This window comes from Flavonifractor sp. An4 (genome assembly GCF_002161755.1).
GTDB lineage: Bacteria > Bacillota > Clostridia > Oscillospirales > Oscillospiraceae > Flavonifractor > Flavonifractor avicola.
Map to the genome: position 1 here is coordinate 1 of NZ_NFIL01000009.1, position 18,261 is coordinate 18,261.

At 58.3% G+C, this 18,261-nt stretch carries 16 protein-coding genes; 8 read left to right on the top strand and 8 right to left on the bottom strand.

The window, feature by feature from the left end; translation table 11 throughout:
• Both B5F94_RS05655 and B5F94_RS05660 read left to right on the top strand, forming a co-directional pair.
• On the top strand, nt 1–195 hold a 195-nt coding region (locus B5F94_RS05655), incomplete at its 5' end, for an S-layer homology domain-containing protein (RefSeq protein WP_143383247.1).
• Between the two features lie 255 nt (nt 196–450).
• On the top strand, nt 451–2,925 hold the full coding sequence (locus B5F94_RS05660; RefSeq protein WP_087328633.1) for a tetratricopeptide repeat protein: 2,475 nt from the start codon (nt 451–453) through the stop codon (nt 2,923–2,925).
• A 76-nt stretch (nt 2,926–3,001) separates the two neighbouring features.
• On the opposite strand, the gene B5F94_RS05665 is transcribed toward B5F94_RS05660, so the two are convergent.
• Nucleotides 3,002–3,904, bottom strand: coding sequence for a LysR family transcriptional regulator (locus tag B5F94_RS05665; RefSeq protein WP_087328635.1), 903 nt, complete (start codon nt 3,902–3,904; stop codon nt 3,002–3,004).
• A 125-nt stretch (nt 3,905–4,029) separates the two neighbouring features.
• On the opposite strand from B5F94_RS05665, the gene B5F94_RS05670 reads away from it, so the two are divergent.
• From B5F94_RS05670 to B5F94_RS05690, 5 genes are all read left to right on the top strand, one after another.
• Complete coding sequence (locus B5F94_RS05670; protein WP_087328637.1) at nt 4,030–4,821, top strand: AEC family transporter; 792 nt, start codon at nt 4,030–4,032, stop codon at nt 4,819–4,821.
• Nucleotides 4,822–5,020: 199 nt separating this feature from the next.
• Complete coding sequence (locus B5F94_RS05675) at nt 5,021–5,866, top strand: 3-keto-5-aminohexanoate cleavage protein (RefSeq protein WP_343212790.1); 846 nt, start codon at nt 5,021–5,023, stop codon at nt 5,864–5,866.
• Nucleotides 5,867–5,885: 19 nt separating this feature from the next.
• Nucleotides 5,886–7,337: a 4-hydroxyphenylacetate 3-hydroxylase family protein gene (locus B5F94_RS05680; protein WP_087328641.1), complete on the top strand. Its 1,452-nt coding sequence runs from the start codon at nt 5,886–5,888 to the stop codon at nt 7,335–7,337.
• Nucleotides 7,338–7,343: 6 nt separating this feature from the next.
• Nucleotides 7,344–7,655 carry a NifU family protein gene (locus B5F94_RS05685; protein ID WP_242965600.1) on the top strand — a complete coding sequence of 104 codons (312 nt, stop codon included), beginning with the start codon at nt 7,344–7,346 and terminating at the stop codon, nt 7,653–7,655.
• Nucleotides 7,640–7,864 carry a hypothetical protein gene (locus B5F94_RS05690; RefSeq protein WP_087328643.1) on the top strand — a complete coding sequence of 75 codons (225 nt, stop codon included), beginning with the start codon at nt 7,640–7,642 and terminating at the stop codon, nt 7,862–7,864. Before B5F94_RS05685 ends, B5F94_RS05690 begins: the two co-directional genes overlap by 16 nt.
• A gap of 68 nt (nt 7,865–7,932) precedes the next feature.
• Here B5F94_RS05690 and B5F94_RS05695 read toward each other — a convergent pair whose 3' ends face one another.
• From B5F94_RS05695 to B5F94_RS05710, 4 genes are all read right to left on the bottom strand, one after another.
• Nucleotides 7,933–10,278 (bottom strand): ABC transporter permease, encoded by a 2,346-nt coding sequence (locus tag B5F94_RS05695; protein ID WP_087328645.1) that lies wholly within the window; start codon nt 10,276–10,278, stop codon nt 7,933–7,935.
• Complete coding sequence (locus tag B5F94_RS05700) at nt 10,266–10,928, bottom strand: ABC transporter ATP-binding protein (protein WP_087328647.1); 663 nt, start codon at nt 10,926–10,928, stop codon at nt 10,266–10,268. The genes B5F94_RS05695 and B5F94_RS05700 overlap by 13 nt, the downstream gene beginning before the upstream one ends.
• Nucleotides 10,918–12,639 carry a zinc ribbon domain-containing protein gene (locus B5F94_RS05705; RefSeq protein WP_087328649.1) on the bottom strand — a complete coding sequence of 574 codons (1,722 nt, stop codon included), beginning with the start codon at nt 12,637–12,639 and terminating at the stop codon, nt 10,918–10,920. The genes B5F94_RS05700 and B5F94_RS05705 overlap by 11 nt, the downstream gene beginning before the upstream one ends.
• Before the next feature lie 148 nt (nt 12,640–12,787).
• Entirely contained in the window at nt 12,788–13,102 is a 315-nt protein-coding gene (locus B5F94_RS05710) for a hypothetical protein (RefSeq protein WP_087328651.1), read from the bottom strand.
• 200 nt (nt 13,103–13,302) lie between these two features.
• On the opposite strand from B5F94_RS05710, the gene B5F94_RS05715 reads away from it, so the two are divergent.
• Nucleotides 13,303–14,088, top strand: coding sequence for a hypothetical protein (locus B5F94_RS05715; RefSeq protein ID WP_087328653.1), 786 nt, complete (start codon nt 13,303–13,305; stop codon nt 14,086–14,088).
• A 62-nt stretch (nt 14,089–14,150) separates the two neighbouring features.
• Here the strand turns inward: B5F94_RS05715 and B5F94_RS05720 are convergent, their stop codons facing one another.
• From B5F94_RS05720 to B5F94_RS05730, 3 genes are all read right to left on the bottom strand, one after another.
• Entirely contained in the window at nt 14,151–15,182 is a 1,032-nt protein-coding gene (locus B5F94_RS05720; protein WP_087328655.1) for a threonine aldolase family protein, read from the bottom strand.
• A 65-nt stretch (nt 15,183–15,247) separates the two neighbouring features.
• A complete protein-coding gene (locus tag B5F94_RS05725) occupies nt 15,248–16,930 on the bottom strand; it encodes a glutamine--tRNA ligase/YqeY domain fusion protein (protein WP_087328657.1) in 1,683 nt (560 codons plus the stop codon).
• Nucleotides 16,931–17,017: 87 nt separating this feature from the next.
• Complete coding sequence (locus B5F94_RS05730) at nt 17,018–18,181, bottom strand: YibE/F family protein (RefSeq protein ID WP_087265957.1); 1,164 nt, start codon at nt 18,179–18,181, stop codon at nt 17,018–17,020.
• Nucleotides 18,182–18,261: the final 80 nt, after the last annotated feature.

Sequence of the window (18,261 nt, forward strand, 5' to 3'; positions counted from 1 at the left end):
GTGTCCGCCAAGGGCGACCTGACCACCTTCACCGATGGCGCCAAGACCTCCTCCTGGGCTACTGAGGCCATGGAGTGGGCGGTAGGCTCCAAGCTGCTGTCCGGCAAGGGCGGCAACGTTCTGGATCCCACCGGCACCGCCACCCGCGCTGAGATTGCAACCATCCTCATGCGATTTGCGGAAAACGAGAAATAAGCATCTGCCAATAGGCGTTTCTCCTCCGAAAGCGGGGCGGAAGTTTTTGACTTCCGCCCCGCTTTTATTTGAACTCCGCAATGGGATTTCGCAGAGTTTTCTTGCTGTGCGAAGAAAGGGGATAGTTGTAGAAAAGACAAAGGTGTAGTATAATAATTGACAATCTGTAAAATATCGGAAGGCCTTGTGGCGAGAATCATTTGCTGCATATTGGGTCGGGAGCAGCAACCAAATAGGAAGGAGAAGTGAGCACTCATGGAAATTGATGTATTTGTCAGCCATCATACCGCGTCCTCCTTGCATATTGTGGAAGGTATTGTTAATAAATTGGAGGCCGACGGCGTTCGCTGCTGGTATGCGCCCAGAAATACAGAGGGCGCGTATGCCTCCAGCATTGTAAAGGCGATCAACCAATGCGCAATTTTTCTCCTGATCCTGAATCGTCAGGCATCGGAGTCTGTTCATGTGCTGAACGAAATCGACATGGTGAGCCGCAGACTTACCCGGAATGAAGAAGTAAAGATTATCCCATTCCATGTAGCCGATGATGAGATCGGTGAGGAGGCCCAGTATTATCTGGGCCGATTGCACTGGATCGATGCTATGACGCCGCCCATGTATAAGCGCATCGATGAGCTGGTGGAGCGCCTGGAGATGCTGCTGGGCAAGAAAAAGGGAGAGCGTACACAGCAGACGCAAAGCCCCATCCGTCAATATCGACTGCTGGCCCGTATGCCCCAGGCCAGAGATGTATTTGAGGGCAGAGAGACACTTTTGGAGCAGATTCACGCCCACTTTGCTCAGGGGAAACGTTGCATCTTTCTGGAGGGGATCGGCGGCATCGGGAAGAGTGAACTGGCAAAGCAGTATGCGTTGAGATTCCAAAAGGAATACGAGCAGACGCTGTTTGTCAGCTATCAGGGCAGCCTCCAGCGCCTGGCTTGCGACGAAGAGGCGGTCTCCATTGAGAATCTGGAGCCGCAAAAGCCCACAGAAGATGAGCGGGCCTTTTTCCTGCGGAAACTGCGGGTGATGCAGAGCATTACCAGCGAGAAAACCCTGCTGATCGTAGATAATTTTGATGTGGATGGGGACCAGGACCTGGACAAATTCCTGGAGGGCAGCTATCATGTGATCTTTACCACTCGCAATGCCCATCCGGGATATCCGGCGCTCCGGGTGGAGGCCATGCAGGATTTTGATGTGCTGCTGGACATTTTCCAGAAAAACTATGGTGAGTGTGTGGAAGAGGGCGACAAGGAGAGCCTGAAGAAGATTTTTGACAGGATTGCCTGCCACACTTATACGGTGGAACTGATTGCCAAGCAGATGAGCGCCAGCTTTCTCAGTGCGGACGAGATGTTGGCACTGTTGGAGCAGGGAGATATGCAAAGCGGACTGGCGGAGACCGTATCCGGCCGGCAGTCTGTAAATACCGCTTTTGGGCATATCTGCTCGGTGTTCAATACCAGTAACCTGAGTGACGAGGAGAAGCAGATCCTGCGCTGCCTGTCTCTGATGGGGCACAGCGGTGTGCCTGCGGTCCGTTTTCGGGAGTGGATGGATCTGCCTTCCTTTGAGCCCATCAATCAGCTGATCCGCAAAAGCTGGGTGCTGAAAGGGGCAGAAAGACGGATCTCTCTGCATCCTCTGGTAATCGAGGTGGTCCATGCGGTTTTGAGGCCTGATGTGGATCAGTGCGGCAAATTCCTGGACAATATGTCCCGGTTCCTGTTCACCGCCTGGCTGCGGCCCTATCAGGAAAATCTGGCGGTTACCGACAGTGTGCTGGCTCTGGCGGATTATTTCCCGGAGCCGGATATCCGGGCAATCGATGCCTTTGAGCCGATCTCCGGCTTTCTATGGCAGGTCGGGCGTTTTGATGCATCCATTGAAAATGCCCATCGTTTTTATAATGCCTGCCGCAAACAGCTGGGAGAGGACAACCCCATGACCGGCTACGCGGCGAAAAATCTGGGAGGATGTTACTTCAACAGCCGCCGCAACAAGGAATCCATCCCCTGGTACCGACTGGGACTGGAGCTGATGCTCCGCAGCGGTATGCCGGAAAATGAGGATCTGGCCATGGCCTATGAAAAGGTGGCCCGTTGCTATACCTGGGAGTACGACCAGGACTTTGACAAGGCGCAGACCTATTTTCAACAGGCTCTTGCCATTCGCCAGCGCAACATTGCAGCCCTGGAGCGGGGAGAAAAGCGGGATATGCTCATGAAAAATGAGCAGTATGACCTGGCACTGGCTCAGGAGCGGGTGGGCGAAACCTATATGGAAATGGGTCGGATGTACCAGAGACAGGGAAACTATCAGAAGGCGCTGGAATGTACCCTGCTGCATGAGCAGACACTATCAGAGCGAAACCCGTCAGGACTTGCTTATTCGCTGTACGATCAGGGCGTATCCCATTATCACCTGGGTCTGGAAGCGGAGGCGGATGGGCGCGGAGAGGATGCGCGGGCTCAGTGGGCACAGGCGGAAGATAAACTTGTCCGGGCCCTGGAAATCAACCAGCATATGCGGGGCGCCCTTGCGGCGGATACCATTGAGAATCAGGAGATGCTTGGTGACCTGTATGCCGCGCAGGGGCGCTATGGCGAGGCCTCCAACGCTTATATGGCGGTTATTTCCATGGTAGAAAAACTGTTTGGAAAGGATTCAGACAGGATTGAGTCGGTAAAGCAGAAAATGGATTTTTTCGGGGCGGATACTTAAACTGCAAAAAGCCACCTGCGCACCAAAGGGCGCAGGTGGCTTTTATTATCATGCGGTTGAACGGAATGGTGTGGGATCAGCCAGGTGGGGCATAGTTGGCCAGCCAGTTGAGAAAGGAGGATAGGGCGGGGGTGACCAGCTGGCGGTCCCAGGCGGCCACCAGATCAAACAGATGGCTGGAGGGCTGCTCTTCCTGTTCCAGTGGGATAAAGACCACGCCGGGATGCTGCCGGAACTGAAAATCGCTCATCAAACCGTAGCCGTTGGGGTCGATCTGGAGTTGAAGCAGCACGGACTCGTGGCTGGTCAGCCTGCGGGTCTCTGACGGGCGGAAGTGGTGCTCCAGAAAGTAGTTCAGAATGCTGGCATAACCGTTGGGGCTGACGTCGGGCCGCATGGTGTAGTAGGTGGCCCCCGCCAGATCGGCCAGCCGGAGGGTGGTCCGGCCAGCCAGGGGACTTTGCTTTCCCACCAGCACGAACAGGGCACCGTCCTCCAGCTTTTGAGAGGCCAGACGGGGCTGATCCAGCAGTTCAAAGCTGACGGTGAAGGCGCCGTCCAGCTTTCCGTGGACGAGGGTGGGGACCAGCATACCGAATTCAAACCAGTCCAGAGTGACGGAAATCTGGGGAAAGTCCTGGCAAAACCGACGGAGTAGGTCCGTGATCTCGGTGGACAGGGCGCTGAATGCACCAAAGTGCAGCTTGTCTGGCAGAGGCACGGCGTCCTGCCGGAGGGCGGCAGCGGCATTTTCCATCCGCTCCAGCAGATCAGTGGCCTCCCGGTAGAAGCGGGTCCCGGCGTCTGTCAGCCGGACCATACGGGTGTCCCGCACAAACAGATGGACCTGTAGCTCTTTTTCCAGCTGGTGGATGTGCTTGCTGACGGCGCTTTGGGCCAGATAAAGCTCCTTTGCCGCGGCGGTGAAGGAGCAGTGGTCGGCTACCGCCAGAAAGGTTTTTAATAATTTATCATCCATAGAGCGCTCTCTCCTGTATGCCTCTATCTCAATTTGGAATGGGCTTATCTGCAATCATGATTTCCCTTTGGGCGGGAACTGTGCTTTAATGCAGGTACCATAGACAAAATTAGGGAGGAATCACGGTGCTGAACAATTTACTGACGGTAACCGGGCAGGTGGCCACGCTGTTTTTGATGATGGCAGTGGGATTTGGCCTGGGAAAAATGAAAAAGCTCTCCTCCGCAGGACTGAGCCAGATGTCGTTTTTGCTGCTGTACATCGTATGTCCCTGCGTCATGATCGAGTGTTTCCAGGTGGAGCGGACGCCGGAGCTGGTGCAGCAGCTGTGCGTGGGCGCGGTGATCGCTGTGGCCTGCTATCTGGTCTACCTGGCGGTATCCATGCTTTTCTTCCGGAAATGTCCGGCGGATACCAGGGACAGCCTGCGCTTTGCCATGGTGTACGGCAATGTAGGCTTTATGGGAGTCCCTCTGGTGGAATCCATCCTGGGCAGCGAGGCACTGGTGTATGGAGCGCTCTCCCTTGCGGCCTTCAACCTGACCACCTGGACGCTGGGTGTGGTCATCATGGGAGGCAAACAGGCCTTTTCTATCAAAAAGGCCATCATTAACCCGGGTGTGATCGGCCTGGCGGTGAGCCTGGTAATCTTTTTCGGCGGATTTCGTTTCCCCGACGCAGTGTCCTCTACCATCTCGTTCCTGGGCGACCTGAACACGCCGCTGGCCATGATCGTCATTGGCGCGCAGCTGGCCGCAGCTGACCTGGGGGGCGCCTTCCGGCAGCCGGTGCTCTATCTGGCGTCCTTCCTTAAGTATGTCTCCTCTCTGAATGTGGTAAGGTGGATTCAGGAGAGAGATGATGCAAGCCGGATGCCAACAATCTCGGAGCGTTTTTTCATAAAACTGCCCGGTTGAGTTGTTGCACGATGCAGATATGCAACAGAGAAGAGAAAACAACGGGCGGGTTGTTTCTGAAATGCAATAGTGAAGGTGGATGAAGCTGCAAACCGGCCCGGAAAGACGAAAATAAATTGGCATGAGTCTTGCTTCTTATCTTTGGCGTTATGAGATCCGTCCCAGTGGGCGGACATCAGGTTTTTAAGGAGGAATGGAAATGAGCCAGGATAAGACCATTATTACTGTGGCCACCACCGGCGCGTGGCCCAAGAAGGAAAACAACCCCAACGTGCCCATGACCCCCGCGGAGATTGCCGAGGATATCTACGCCTGCTGGAAGGCGGGAGCCGCCATCGCCCATATGCATATGCGGGACGACGAAGGCAACGGCGCCATGGACAAGAACAAATTCCGCCAGACGGTGGAGCTGCTGCGGGGCAACCATCCCGACTGCGACATTATTCTGAATATGACCACCTCCGGCGCTGCCTCCTTCCCCAACGAGGAGTGCCGCTACGAGCACATTGTGGAGCTGCGCCCCGAGATGGCCTCCTACGACTGCGGTTCCATGAACTGGATGCACACCGGCCTGTTCCTCAATCCCCCCGCCTTCCTGGAGAAGCTGGGCAAGATCATGGAGGACAACCACATCAAGCCGGAGATCGAGGCCTTTGACCCCGGCATGATCGCCAACGCCCAGTATTACCTCAAAAAGGGCGTGCTCAAGGCTCCGCTGCATTTCCAGTTCTGCATGGGCTGCGCCAACGGCATCCCCGGCACCATGAAGAACCTGATTTTTATGAAGGAGACCATGGAGTCCCTGTGCCCCGGCTCCACCTGGAGCTGCTTCGGCGTGGGCCATTCTGCCCTCACCATGTTGTACGGCGCTGTAGCCCTGGGCGGCCACATCCGCGTGGGCATGGAGGACAACGTGATGTACAGCAAGGGCGTGCTGGCTGAGAGCAACGTCCAGTTCGTGGACCGGGCCCGCCGGGTCATCGAGGAGTTCGGCAAAAAGGTTGCCACTCCCGACGAGGCCCGGGAGATCCTCAGCCTGAAGTAAGAGAAAGGAAGGGAACAACATGGCACTGATGACAGGGGAACAGTACATTGAGAGCATCCGCAAGATGCATATGCAGGTCTATATGTTTGGCAAGAAGGTGGAGAATCCGGTGGACGATCCCATCCTTCGCCCCTCGCTGAACAGCGTGCGCATGACCTATGATCTGGCCCAGAAGCCGGAATACCAGGACCTGATGACCGCTACCTCCAACCTGACCGGCCAGCAGGTCAACCGCTTCACCCACATCCACCAGTCCGCCCAGGACCTGGTGAAGAAGGTGAAGATGCAGCGGCTGATGGGCCAGCAGACCGCCGCCTGCTTCCAGCGGTGCGTGGGTATGGACGCCTTCAATGCTGTTTACTCCACCACCTACGAGATCGACCAGAAGTATGGTACCAGCTATCATGAGAATTTCAAGAAGTTTGCCGCCTATGTTCAGGAGCACGACCTGACGGTGGACGGAGCCATGACCGACCCCAAGGGAGACCGGTCCAAGGCTCCTCATGAGCAGGAGGACCCAGATCTGTTCCTGCGTGTGGTGGAACGCCGCCCCGACGGCATTGTGGTCCGGGGCGCCAAGGCCCACCAGACCGGCGCGCTGAATAGCCATGAGATCATCATCATGCCTACCATCTCCATGGGACCGGAGGACAAGGACTACGCCGTGTCCTTTGCCGTGCCCATGGACGCCGAGGGTATCTTCATGATCATCGGCCGCCAGAGCTGCGACACCCGGAAGCTGGAGGGCAGCGAGCTGGACGTAGGCAACGCCGAGTTCGGCGGCGTGGAGGCCCTGGTGGTCTTTGAAGACGTGTTTGTGCCTAACGACCGCATCTTTATGTGCGGTGAGACGGAATTTGCCGGTATGCTGGTGGAGCGGTTTGCCGGCTACCACCGCCAGAGCTATGGCGGGTGCAAGGTTGGCGTGGGCGACGTACTGATCGGTGCCGCCGCCGTGGCCGCCGACTACAACGGCTGCGCCAAGGCTTCCCACATCAAGGATAAGCTCATTGAGATGACCCACCTGAACGAGACCCTGTACTGCTGCGGCATCGCCTGCTCCGCCGAGGGCCACGCCACCGCCAGCGGCAACTACATCATCGACCTGCTGCTGGCCAACGTGTGCAAGCAGAACGTGACCCGCTTCCCCTATGAGATTGCCCGACTGGCCGAGGACATCGCCGGCGGCGTGGTGGTCACCGCCCCCGCCGAGGCCGATCTGAAGGACCCCAAGCTGGGGCCCTATGTGGAAAAGTACTTCAAGGCGGCCCCAGGCGTGTCGGTGGAGAACCGCTTCCGCATCCTGCGCCTCATTGAGAACCTGACCCTGGGCACCGCCGCCGTGGGTTACCGCACCGAGTCCCTCCATGGCGCCGGTTCTCCTCAGGCCCAGCGCATTATGATCGCCCGCCAGGGCAACCTGCCTATGAAGAAAGAGTTGGCCAAGAAGATCGCCCACGTCAAGGAGTGAGGAAACGTGTCTGAGTACAGTGAGATCCTGGACCGGATCGAAGAGGTTTTGGAGGATAAGGTGCGCCCCAACCTGGCCCTTCACGGCGGCAACATCCGCAGCCTGGACTGCAAAGACGGAGTTTACCGCTTCCAGCTCACCGGCCAGTGCGCCGGCTGCCCCTCCGCCATGCTGACCACGGAAAACCTGATCCGCTCCGCTCTGCTGGAATCTGTCCCTGCGCTGAAGGACGTGGTACTGGTGGGGGGTGTGAGCCAGGAGCTGCTGGACCAGGCCAAAGCCATTCTGCGGGGAGAGCGTCCGTGCGGATCGGAGTGAAATACTGCGGCGGTTGCAATCCCCGGTATGACCGGGTGGCCTTGGTGGAGCGCATCCAGAGGGAGCGGCCGGAGGATACTTTTGAGTGGGCGATCCCCGGAGTCTGCTACGACCAGCTGCTGGTGGTGTGCGGCTGCTCCGTCCAGTGCGCGGATCTGACAGGGCTGACAGGACGGAAGGTCCGCCGCCTGTGGCAGGACCATCCCTGAAACCCCAATCAAACGTAAGAAAGCCTGTAACCATTGCGGTTACAGGCTTTCTTCTTGTAGGCTGGATACTATTTTCTGCGTGGGCGAAGGCCGATAACGAAGAGAACTGCCGCAGCGCACAGCAGGGCCAGCAAAGCGGGCCAGGTGCCCCGGGAGGCCTCCAGCGCCAGGCCCGGCGGGGTCAGCAGGGAGACGGTCCGCAGGGCGAGGGAGAGTTGGGACAGGTCCATAAAGCACCCGCCCAGCAGGCAGAGGATGAGGGCCAAAAAGGGGGCCAGTCCATCTACCCGCCCGTCGGTGCTGGTGAACCGGATGAGCATCAGGGCCAGGGCGGAGACGCACAGGGTGTAGGCCAGGGTGGCGGCAGCGGTCCACAGATCGGTACAGCCGCCGAAGAGCAGAATGCACAGGGAAACCAGAAGCCCCAGCCCTACCAGGGCCAGACAATCGCTGCCGTAGGACAGCACCCGGCCAAAGGGGAGGGACAACATCCGCCGCTCCACCAGGCGGCCGTCCCGGCCTCCGGTCCAGGCCGCCGAGGTCAGCAAAGTAAACAGGACCATCAGTGCCGTAAAGCTGATCTGGCTGGGGACGAAGGGCAGGGGAGCGGAGGCGCCGTTTTGCATCTGCATCTGGTAGAGAGGCGGCATGGAGGCCTCGGCTTCATCCATCAGTGTCTGGAGCTGAGCGGATTCCTGGGCGGAAAGGGTCCGCCCCAGATGGGCTTCCGCGTTGCCGCTGGCCTGGACCCGGCTGCGCTGGAGGGAGACTTGCCCGGCGATGATCTCCCGGGCGCCCTGGAGGGAGACGGACGCCGAAGCGCCCTCATAGCGGAGGGGGATTTGCTCCTCAGTGCTCAACGACTGGCTATAGCCCTCTCCAATGGTGAGCAGACCTTCCACCTCTCCCAGCAGGAGCAGGTGAATCCCCTCCTCTTTGCCGCAGCTGCGTACCGAGAGCTCGGTATGCTGGCCCAGACGCTGGACCAGCTCCTGGGACAGAGCGCTTTGATCCTGGTCATAGACCGCCAGGCAGAGCTGCTGCCTGCCACCAGACTGAACGGAGGAGGCGGCCATCCCGCACAGCAGGGCCACTGCCAGCAGAGCAACCAGTCCCCGCAGACCGCCGGACATGGCGGTGAGCTTGATGCCGGACAGGCTGGCCAGCCGGGCCGGGAAGGGAAGCAGGGCGGGGACAGCTGTGGGTTTGGCAGGGCTGCCGTGGGTGGTGCGGGCGGATTTGCTCCTCTTGTTCCGGTGCAGCATAAACAGGGCGAACAGAAGGCCGGCGACTCCCATGGCCAGAATGGGCCAGAGCAGACCCAACAGCTTCACCGGCGGCAGGCCGTAGGCGGCAGCCTCCAGTCCCAGCCCGGCATAGTAGGGCAGGGTGAATTGACCCAGTACAGGCAGGGGCATGGGGAGAAGCTGACGGGACCAGAGGGTGCCCCCCAGTACCAGGGAGAGAAAGAGCAGCAGATTGCCCCACCGCTGGACCGAGGCGGGATTGCCCAGCCATGCGGCCAGCCCCAGCAGGATCCCGAAGGCGGAAGCCAGCAGGAGGAGGGCAAGGACCAGAAACAGAATGGGGCGTTCCGGCTGAAAGACTGCCAGCATCAGGACCTGGGTGGGCAGGGTCAGCAGATAGGCCACCAGGAACTTGGACAGTACAAAGGCTCCCGTGGAACCGCCCAAAGCCCTGTAGCGAGGGAGAATACCCAATCCCAGCTCCTCGGGTAGGGTTTTAACAGCGGCAATGGAGAAGAAGAGGGCCAGCACAGACAGCACACAGGCTGTTAGCCGCCGCTCCAGCGTGCCCTGAAGGTCGGCCTGGACTGCCTCATTTTCAAAGACGTTCTGACGACCCAGGGCGTCATGAAGCAGATTGACAGAGGATTCCTGGTAGAGGGCCCACTGCTGCTCATTGTCCAGGTCGCCGTAGCACAGCTGATATACGGCTGTGTAGGCCACTTGATTGCCCCGGATGATATCCATCACAGATCCAAAGATGGAGTAGATCAGGGTGGACTCCAGCGGCATATCTCCGTTGAGGACGATGGAGACTGGGCAGTCGGTCATGGTGTACAGATCGTAGAAAAAGTCCTTGGGGATGGTAATCACTGCCGCTGCGCCCTGATTCAGAGCCTGGGCGTCGCTGGTTTCCTCCTCCAGAACGGCCACATCGGAGAACAGCTCGATGCGCTTCATCTGGGCGATGAGGGAACGGGACATGATGGTATCGTCCTCATCCCGTACCGCGATGGGAAAAGGCTGCACATAACTCTGAGTGGTGAGATCGCCCAGCCCGATCCGGAAGGCCGCCAGCAGCAGAAAGGGCAGCAGCAGAGCGGCTACACCGGCGCCGCTGAAAAACAGCTTCAGGTCTTTACATAGGGCGGCTTTCAGTCCGGACATGGGCTTCCCTCCTCCGGAACAGGGCGGCCGGCTTCCAGGGTGAGGATCCGGCTGCACACCCGCTCCAGTTCGCCGGGCTGGTGGGAGATGATGGCGATGGCACAGCCCATGTCCCGCAGGTGCTCCACCATGGACAGAATGAGCTCCACCGAGCGGGCGTCTGCGCCCACGGTAGGTTCATCCAGCAGCAGCACTTTGGGGGTGATCATTAGAGCGCTGGCCAGATGGAGGCGGCGCTGCATCCCGCCGGAGTAGGCGGAGACCGGCTGCTTTCCCTTGTCGGTCAGGTCCAACTGCTCCAACAGCCAGCGGCTGCGGATGGCAATGGCCTGCCAGGGCAGGCCGCAGGCCCGCCCCCAGAACCGCAGGTTATCCAGCCCGGTAAGGGTGTGGTAAAGGGAGAGCTCCTGGGGTACATAGGCCACCTTGCCCACGGCCTCCGGAGCCAGATGGTATTCTCCGGCATCGGGCCGCAGTACCCCGGCCAGGATGGACAGCAGGGTGCTCTTGCCCGCGCCGTTGGAGCCACGGACGCCCAATACCTCCCCTTGGGACAGGGTTAGGGAAATGGGACCCAGCACAGGGGCGGCATGGCGGGAGTAGCGCTTTTCCACCTGCCGCAGGGTACATAAAACTGCGTTACCATCCATAGGAAGTATCCAGCAGCGGCTCCAGATTGCGGATCAGATCCTGCTCCACAGCCATACCCAGTTCCTGGAACAGCTCATAGTAGTCCTCATAGGTGAAGTTGCTGATGTCGTAGGGGGGCACATCGGGGGCTTTGACGGAAGAACCATCGGTGGTATTGATGTTGATCTCCAGAGAGCTGAACGCACCGTCAAACACATAGGAATCGCCCTGGATTTGGAGGGTGTGGTCCACGCTGTTGTCCTGTCCCTGGGTTACGTCCAGCGTCAGGTTCACAGGCAGCATATCCGAGTATACTTGATAGGAGCCCTGGGGGATGCCCAGAGGAGATTTTTTCTCCGAATCCATATCGTACCGCATTTCCAGAGAGCCGCCGTAAGGCTGGGTAAGGCTGATGATGCCATCGGAAACGCTGCCGTTTTTGGTGTAGGAGTGAGTCAGCAGGAACTGGGGCTCACCATAGACCTCTACATAGAAGGCCTCCTGTCGCCGGTCAGACTCCGCGCCCTGGGACTCATAGACCAGAGTGGTATCGGAATAGTCGGTATACAGACGGATCATACGGACCTGGTTGCCCTCCACATAGAGCTCCCAGGTAAAGCCGGACTCCTCCACCTCACGGCCTGCATCGGCGGCGCTGTATTCCAGCTCATCCGCCAGAGAGAGCAGGGCATTGTCCAGCTCCTCCTCCAGATCATAGCCGCTGAAAACATCGTAACCGAAGGCGGCGGTCAGCATATCAGGGTTGATGAGCTTCAGGATCAGCTGCCGCAGGGTTTCGTCCTCCCGGAGGGTCTGGGCCAGCTTGAGCAGCATGGCCTCCACATCCTCTGCCCGGGGCTGGAAGGTGTAGCGGGTACCCGTCATGGAGCCGCCCAGCTGAGGCAGGGTAAAGGATACGCCATCCTCCACAGTCACATTTTCTTCGTTTACTACGGTATAGACAACATCCAGATAGGACTCCAGCAGAGAACGCCACTCCTTGCCCGAAATCTCAGGCAGAGCCAGCGCACTCAGGTCTACGTCCTGACCGGTGAGGGCCTCCACAGTTTGGGAGAGATCCATGGTGTAATAGGTATCCTGGATCTCGGGCAGATAAAAGCCCAGAGTTCCTTTGTCATAAGACAGCAGGCCTGTGAGGATGGGGCTGCCCATCAGGGTGAACTCTCCGTTGGCCAGTAAGGTGTCCCGGTCCAGATCCACCTTCAGGCTGACGGAGGAGTCCTCCAGGTACTGGTTGATCTCTGCGCTGTCCGTGATGGCGGTGATCGTCAGATCGGAAGAGAACGCGCCGCTGCCGATGGTGTCCACGCCTTCCTCCAGCATACCAAGCGCGCGATCAGCAAACAGGTCCTGCTGATAAGAGACGAATTGCTTGGACGGAGCGGAAAAGAGCCGGGGGATCACCAGAATACCCGCAGCCACCACGACTACAGCGGCAATGGCACCGGCGATTATTTTCCCTTTGGGACGGCGGGCGGCGGGGGCAGCTTTAGCCTCAGGCTGGGGTTCCTGAGATACAGCAGATGCCTGCTCTACGGGAGTGCCGCAGTTGACGCAAAATTTTGTATCCGGGGTGAGCCGCTCGCCACAGTTTCTGCAAAAGGCAGGGGTGTTGGCGGGGGCGGGGTCCTGAGGAACCGGAGTGCCGCAGTTTTGGCAGAAGGCGGCCCCGTTGTGCAGCGGATGGCCGCAGTTGAGACAGTTTTTCATGGTTCTTCCTCCCTCGAAAAGATGGCAGCAGGTTTGCTGCGCAATGGATATTTCCTCTTGTATCCACACATCACGATTGTACGGTCAGCAGAAACAGAAGTCAACAGGAAGTTACAAATTGTTCCATAAAAGGTAGGTGGTGATTTGATTATGATTCTGACAGTGTATCTGCCTGGGCTTCCAGTTCATCGATGCGGGCGGCCAAACGGTCCGCTTGGTCTCTCAGACGAAGAATCAGTGTCTCCTGGGAACTGTTACCGGCGGGCTCCTCCGTCAGCCGGGCCAGATCATCCTCCAGATTGTCCAGCTGTACCTGCAGTGTGCTGATTTGCCGCTCCAGGACCCGCAGCGTCTCGCTGTTGTCCGGCTCATCTTCCAGAATGGAAAAGCCGGTGGAGGCCTCCAGCAGTTCGGTTTCATCCGCGTCATCCAGTTCAAAGTCGTGGTTCCAAGGTCCATTCATATTGGTTACGTCCTTCCGGTTAGAATTGATTTGATAAAATCGACGGTATTCTTGGTTTAGTTCTATTGTAGCAGAGAGCCGTGATCATGAACAGACAGACAAAAATAAAAAATTTTTTTGCCTGTTATAAAACCAGAGGTCATGCCGGTGTCTCTTACTATTGACATCGCGAGATGGACCGAACGACAGGAGGAAAGAAAATGAAAAAGAGAGTGGTTATGATTCTAATGGTGCTGAGCATTGCCTGTACGGCTACAGCCTGCTCTTCTGGTGGTAATCGAGTCATGGAATGGTGTGAGGAGGCCTTTTATCAGACGGATGACCAAGGGTATCAGATACTTGAAGAGATTATGACGGAAGAGGAGTCTCTGGACGGCCTGCTGGAGACGGGCCCTGTGGACGTAGATCAGCTGCCTTCCATCCTGGAGCCCATCCCTGGGTATTACCCCTATATAATCCGTTTCTATAATCAAGAAGGAGAACTGGCGCGGGATTTGGTACCTGGCTTTTTGGTGGACGGCAGTCGCTATACCATTCAGAACGCGATAAAAGAGGATATCATTACAGGCGTAGCAGCTTATACGGAGGATGGGTATCCCTGCAAGGTTAGTGAACTGGCAGAAGTGGTAGATTGGGAAACCGGAGCCCACCAGGTGACTTGGAGTGTTGTATATGTATTTTATGTGAAGGAAGGTCTGGATGTTGAGATTGTGCCCTACGCGAGTGAGGATCTGCTTATGGCAGGCAGCCTGACCAGCTTTACTATGTATTGGGGAAGAGCAATGCAGGAGAAATTTGGATACGGATGGACTTATCAGGTCTGTGCTCTGGAGCCTGAGGTGGGAAGCAGTTTGGATGGTACGGTAGGCGTGATCGAGGATCATATGGACTGGATACAGGGGCCAAGTTCTATCGATGGAGTTATCCACTACTACTGTTATTTGACGAGAGAGAACTTTGAAACCGTAGAAATGGGTGGCTGGTAAACTGTACCACCCCGTAAAAAACGCCTGTGGCCAAGAGGCCACAGGCGTTTTCAGAGCAAATTTTACTTGAGGTCGGGCAGAACGGAGAGGAACCCGTCTACGTCGGCCTCGGTGGTATGGAAGCAGCACACGAAGCGGACCACGGTGTGGTCCTCATCGTAGGGACACCAGTCCTCATACTGACATACCTCATCCAGCACCGGCTTTTTGTCATTGGGAGCAATGACGAACACCTGGTTGGTGGGAGACTCCACCCACAGCTTCCAGCCTTTGGCCTTCAGGCCCTTCTGGAGGCGGGCGGCCATCTCGTTGGCCTGGCGGCCCATCTTGAAATACAGATCATCCTCAAAGAGGGCCAGGAACTGGGCACCCTGAATCCAGCCCTTCTCCATCACGGCCAGCATACGCTTCTTCATCCGGAAGAAGCCCTGGGTCAGCTCGGGCCGGGTGATGACCAGAGCCTCACCAAACATGGTGCCGTTCTTGGTGCCGCCGATGTAGAAAGCGTCGCACAGGTGGGCAAACTCAGGCAGGGTCAGGTCGTTGGCGTCGGAGGATAGGGCGCAGCCCAGACGGGCGCCGTCGATGAAGAGGTACAGGCCATGCTCACGGCAGAAGGTGTACAGGGCGGTGAGTTCCGCCTTGGTATATACCGCGCCGTTCTCGGTGGCGTTGGAGATATACACCAGACCGGGTTCGGTCAGGTGTACGTCCTGATGGAGCTTCAGCAGGGGTATCAGCTGCTCAGGGACGATCTTGCCGTCAGGAGAGGCGGGAACAGTGAGAATCTTGTGGCCGGTAGCCTCAAAAGCGCCCACCTCGTGGCCGTTCAGATGGCCGGAGTCGGGGCAGATGGCCGCCTGCCAGGGCTTGAGCAGGAAGGCGCAGGCCAGTACGTTGGCCTGGGTGCCGCCCACAACAAACTCTACCATGGCGTCGGGGCAGCCGCACACCTCACGGATGCGGTCCTTGGCCTTGGCGGTGTACTTGTCGTCGCCATAGCCGATGTTGCCCTCCAGATTGGCGGCGCACACCGCCTCCAGCACCTTGGGATGGGCGCCAAAGGAATAGTCGTTGCGGAACCAGTATTTCATGTCTATGACCTCCATACAGGCGGCCCGGGGTACATCAGTCCCGCCGGGCCGTCTCAAATTACACTTTAAAATTTAAAGCTGTCTTTCAGGCTCACAGAACGGTTGAACACCAGATGGCCGGGGGCGCTGTCTTTGTTGTCGGCGCAGAAATAGCCCTGGCGCAGGAACTGGAAGGAGGCGGGAGCCTCCACATTGGCAAGACCGGCCTCCACCTTGGCGCCGGTCAGTACCTCCAGGGAGCCGGGATTGAGGCAGTCCAGGAAGTTCTTGTCGCCGGCATCGGGATCGGCATCGGTGAACAGGTTGTCGTACAGCCGCACCTCGGCGTCCACCGCGGTGGCAGCGTCCACCCAGTGGATGGTGGCGCCCTTCACCTTGCGGCCGTCGGCGGGATCGCCGCCCTTGCTGTCGGGATCGTAGGTGGCAAAGATCTCGGTGACATTGCCGTTTTCATCCTTGGCGCAGCCGGTGCACTTGATGAGGTAGGCACCCTTCAGACGGCACTCGGGGCCGTCGGGATAGAGACGCTTGTACTTGGGCACCGGGGTCTCCAGGAAGTCCTCGGCCTCCACATACAGGTTGCGGGAGAAGGTGATCTCACGGCTGCCGGCAGCAGGATCGTTTGGATTGTTCTCCACGGAGAAGGTCTCGCTCTGGCCCTCAGGGTAGTTGGTGATGGTGAGCTTGACGGGGCGCAGTACCGCCATCACACGCTGAGCGGTCAGGTTCAGGTCCTCCCGCAGGCAGTGCTCCAGGAAGGCGTACTCCACAGTGGAAGCGGCCTTGCTCACGCCGTTGCGCTCGGAGAAGTTGCGGATGGCACGAGGGGTGTAGCCACGGCGGCGCAGACCGCACAGGGTGGGCATACGGGGATCGTCCCAGCCGGACACCCGGCCCTCCTCCACCAGCTGGCGCAGCTTGCGCTTGCTCATGACGGTGTAGTTGATGCCCAGTCGGGCAAACTCGATCTGCCGGGGCTTGGCGGGCACATCGCAGTTGGCGATAACCCAGTCGTACAGAGGCCGGTGATCCTCAAACTCCAGGGAGCACAGGGAGTGGGTGATCCCCTCCAGGGCGTCCTCCAGAGGATGGGCAAAGTCGTACATGGGGTAGATGCACCACTTGTCCCCCTGGCGGTGATGGTGCATATGGTTGATGCGGTAGATGACAGGGTCGCGCATATTAAAGTTGCCGCTGGCCAGATCGATCTTAGCGCGCAGGGTCATGCGGCCGTTTTCAAACTCGCCGGCCCGCATCCGGGCAAACAGGTCCAGGGACTCCTCGATGGGACGATCCCGGTAAGGGGAGCGGGCGGGGGTATTCACATCGCCGCGGTACTCCTTGAACTGCTCGGGGGTGAGCTCGCACACATAGGCCAGACCCTTCTTGATGAGCTCCACGGCATACTCATACATCTTGTCAAAGTAGTCAGAGGCGAAGTAGAAGCGGTCGCCCCAGTCGTAGCCCAGCCAGTGGATGTCCTCCTGGATGGCCTCCACATACTCCACGTCCTCCTTGGTGGGGTTGGTGTCATCCATGCGGAGGTTGCAAAGACCACCGTACTTTTCGGCAGTGCCGAAGTCTACAAAAATTGCCTTGGCATGGCCGATGTGCAGGTAGCCGTTGGGCTCCGGGGGGAACCGGGTGTGGACGGTCATGCCTTGGAACTGACCACCCTGGGCGATGTCCTCGTCGATGAAATCATGGATGAAGTTCTGCGTCATGGTGGGGTTCAGCTCTTCTGGCATTTGGTTTCACTCCTTTATCTTAATACGAACCAATATTTTACCCCGGAACTGGAAAAAAAGCAAGAGCTCAACAAAAAAGGAGGCGGATTATTCCGCCTCCTCAAGGGACATCTGTTTTTTACGGCCAGCCAGCAGGAAACCGCTGGTGAGGGCGGTAAAGGGAGCCACCGAGACCAGACCGAAGGAGCCCACGATGGTGTGGACGATCTCGGAGGCCACATATTTATAGTTAAGGATGTTCCAGATGGGGGTGCCCTGGGCCATAAAGACCATCAGCAGGGCGATGTAGCCGCCGGAATAGGCCAGCAGCAGGGTGGTGGTCATGGTACCCATGGCGGCCCGGCCCACATTCATGCCGGAGCGCACCGCCTCCCAGCGTGAGATGTCGGGCCGCTTTTCCACCACCTCATGGACGGCGGAGGTAATATCCACGCTCAGATCCATCACCGCGCCGGAGGAGCCGATAAAGATGGAGGCCATAAAGATCTGGGTCAGGTTCAGATCCTGATATCCGGCATAGAGCAGGCTTTCCGAGTAGGCCATCACTGCGCCGTGGATCTGGAACAGGTCGGTAAACAGAATGCCCAGTACGCAGGTCACCAGCACACCCAGAAAGGCGCCGGATACAGCGGACAGACACCGCCGGTCAAAGCCGTAGACCAGGGCGATGATGAGCAGGGTAAGCACCAGGGTTACCAGCAGGCCCATAAAGATGGGATTCCAGCCGTTGAGGTAGAGAGGGACCAGCACCTTCCACAGCATGAGCACCGTCAGTACAAAGGAAGCGATGGCCCGCACGCCGGTGCGTCCGGCAAAGAGAATGAGGAACACGGCGAAGATGCCGGCCAGGATGGCCTCCTTGCCGATGCGATAGTGGTCGGTCATGGTCACCGAGATGATCTCGTCCCCCTGGTAGCTTACCACAACCATGGCCTTGTCGCCGGGGGCAAAGAGCTTGTCCTGCTCCAGAGAGCCGTTGAGCATATTGACGCCGGTGGCAGTCTGGCCCTTGAAGCGACCGCCCAGCAGCTCCAGGGTGCAGCGCTGCTCACCGGAGCGGACCAGGCCGGTGTCGATGATGGCGGAGTCGTCCACCGCCGTTACCAGGGCGGTACAGCGGTCGGCCTGCTGATATTGCAGGGCTCCCTCAAAGCCGGTGGGGATCAGGATCAGAAAGAGGATCAGGGCCAGACAGATGGCAAGGGGCGCGTAGTAGCGGCGCTTATTGGAATCCAGGAGAAGGGATGTCATGAAACGGATCGGTCCTTTCGTATGGGCAAAAAGGATGCGGCATGAGCCGCACCCTTTTTGCTGTCTGTAAGCGGGGGTGG

What these genes read in the sequence shown, in the direction of transcription:
- B5F94_RS05675 (WP_343212790.1), top strand. Translation starts at nt 5,021, where the DNA reads ATGAGCCAGGATAAGACCATTATTACTGTGGCCACCACCGGCGCGTGG.
- B5F94_RS05720 (WP_087328655.1), bottom strand. Translation starts at nt 15,182, where the DNA reads ATGAAATACTGGTTCCGCAACGACTATTCCTTTGGCGCCCATCCCAAG.
- B5F94_RS05710 (WP_087328651.1), bottom strand. Translation starts at nt 13,102, where the DNA reads ATGAATGGACCTTGGAACCACGACTTTGAACTGGATGACGCGGATGAA.
- B5F94_RS05665 (WP_087328635.1), bottom strand. Translation starts at nt 3,904, where the DNA reads ATGGATGATAAATTATTAAAAACCTTTCTGGCGGTAGCCGACCACTGC.
- B5F94_RS05680 (WP_087328641.1), top strand. Translation starts at nt 5,886, where the DNA reads ATGGCACTGATGACAGGGGAACAGTACATTGAGAGCATCCGCAAGATG.
- B5F94_RS05695 (WP_087328645.1), bottom strand. Translation starts at nt 10,278, where the DNA reads ATGTCCGGACTGAAAGCCGCCCTATGTAAAGACCTGAAGCTGTTTTTC.
- B5F94_RS05700 (WP_087328647.1), bottom strand. Translation starts at nt 10,928, where the DNA reads ATGGATGGTAACGCAGTTTTATGTACCCTGCGGCAGGTGGAAAAGCGC.
- B5F94_RS05660 (WP_087328633.1), top strand. Translation starts at nt 451, where the DNA reads ATGGAAATTGATGTATTTGTCAGCCATCATACCGCGTCCTCCTTGCAT.
- B5F94_RS05730 (WP_087265957.1), bottom strand. Translation starts at nt 18,181, where the DNA reads ATGACATCCCTTCTCCTGGATTCCAATAAGCGCCGCTACTACGCGCCC.
- B5F94_RS05715 (WP_087328653.1), top strand. Translation starts at nt 13,303, where the DNA reads ATGAAAAAGAGAGTGGTTATGATTCTAATGGTGCTGAGCATTGCCTGT.
- B5F94_RS05705 (WP_087328649.1), bottom strand. Translation starts at nt 12,639, where the DNA reads ATGAAAAACTGTCTCAACTGCGGCCATCCGCTGCACAACGGGGCCGCC.
- B5F94_RS05725 (WP_087328657.1), bottom strand. Translation starts at nt 16,930, where the DNA reads ATGCCAGAAGAGCTGAACCCCACCATGACGCAGAACTTCATCCATGAT.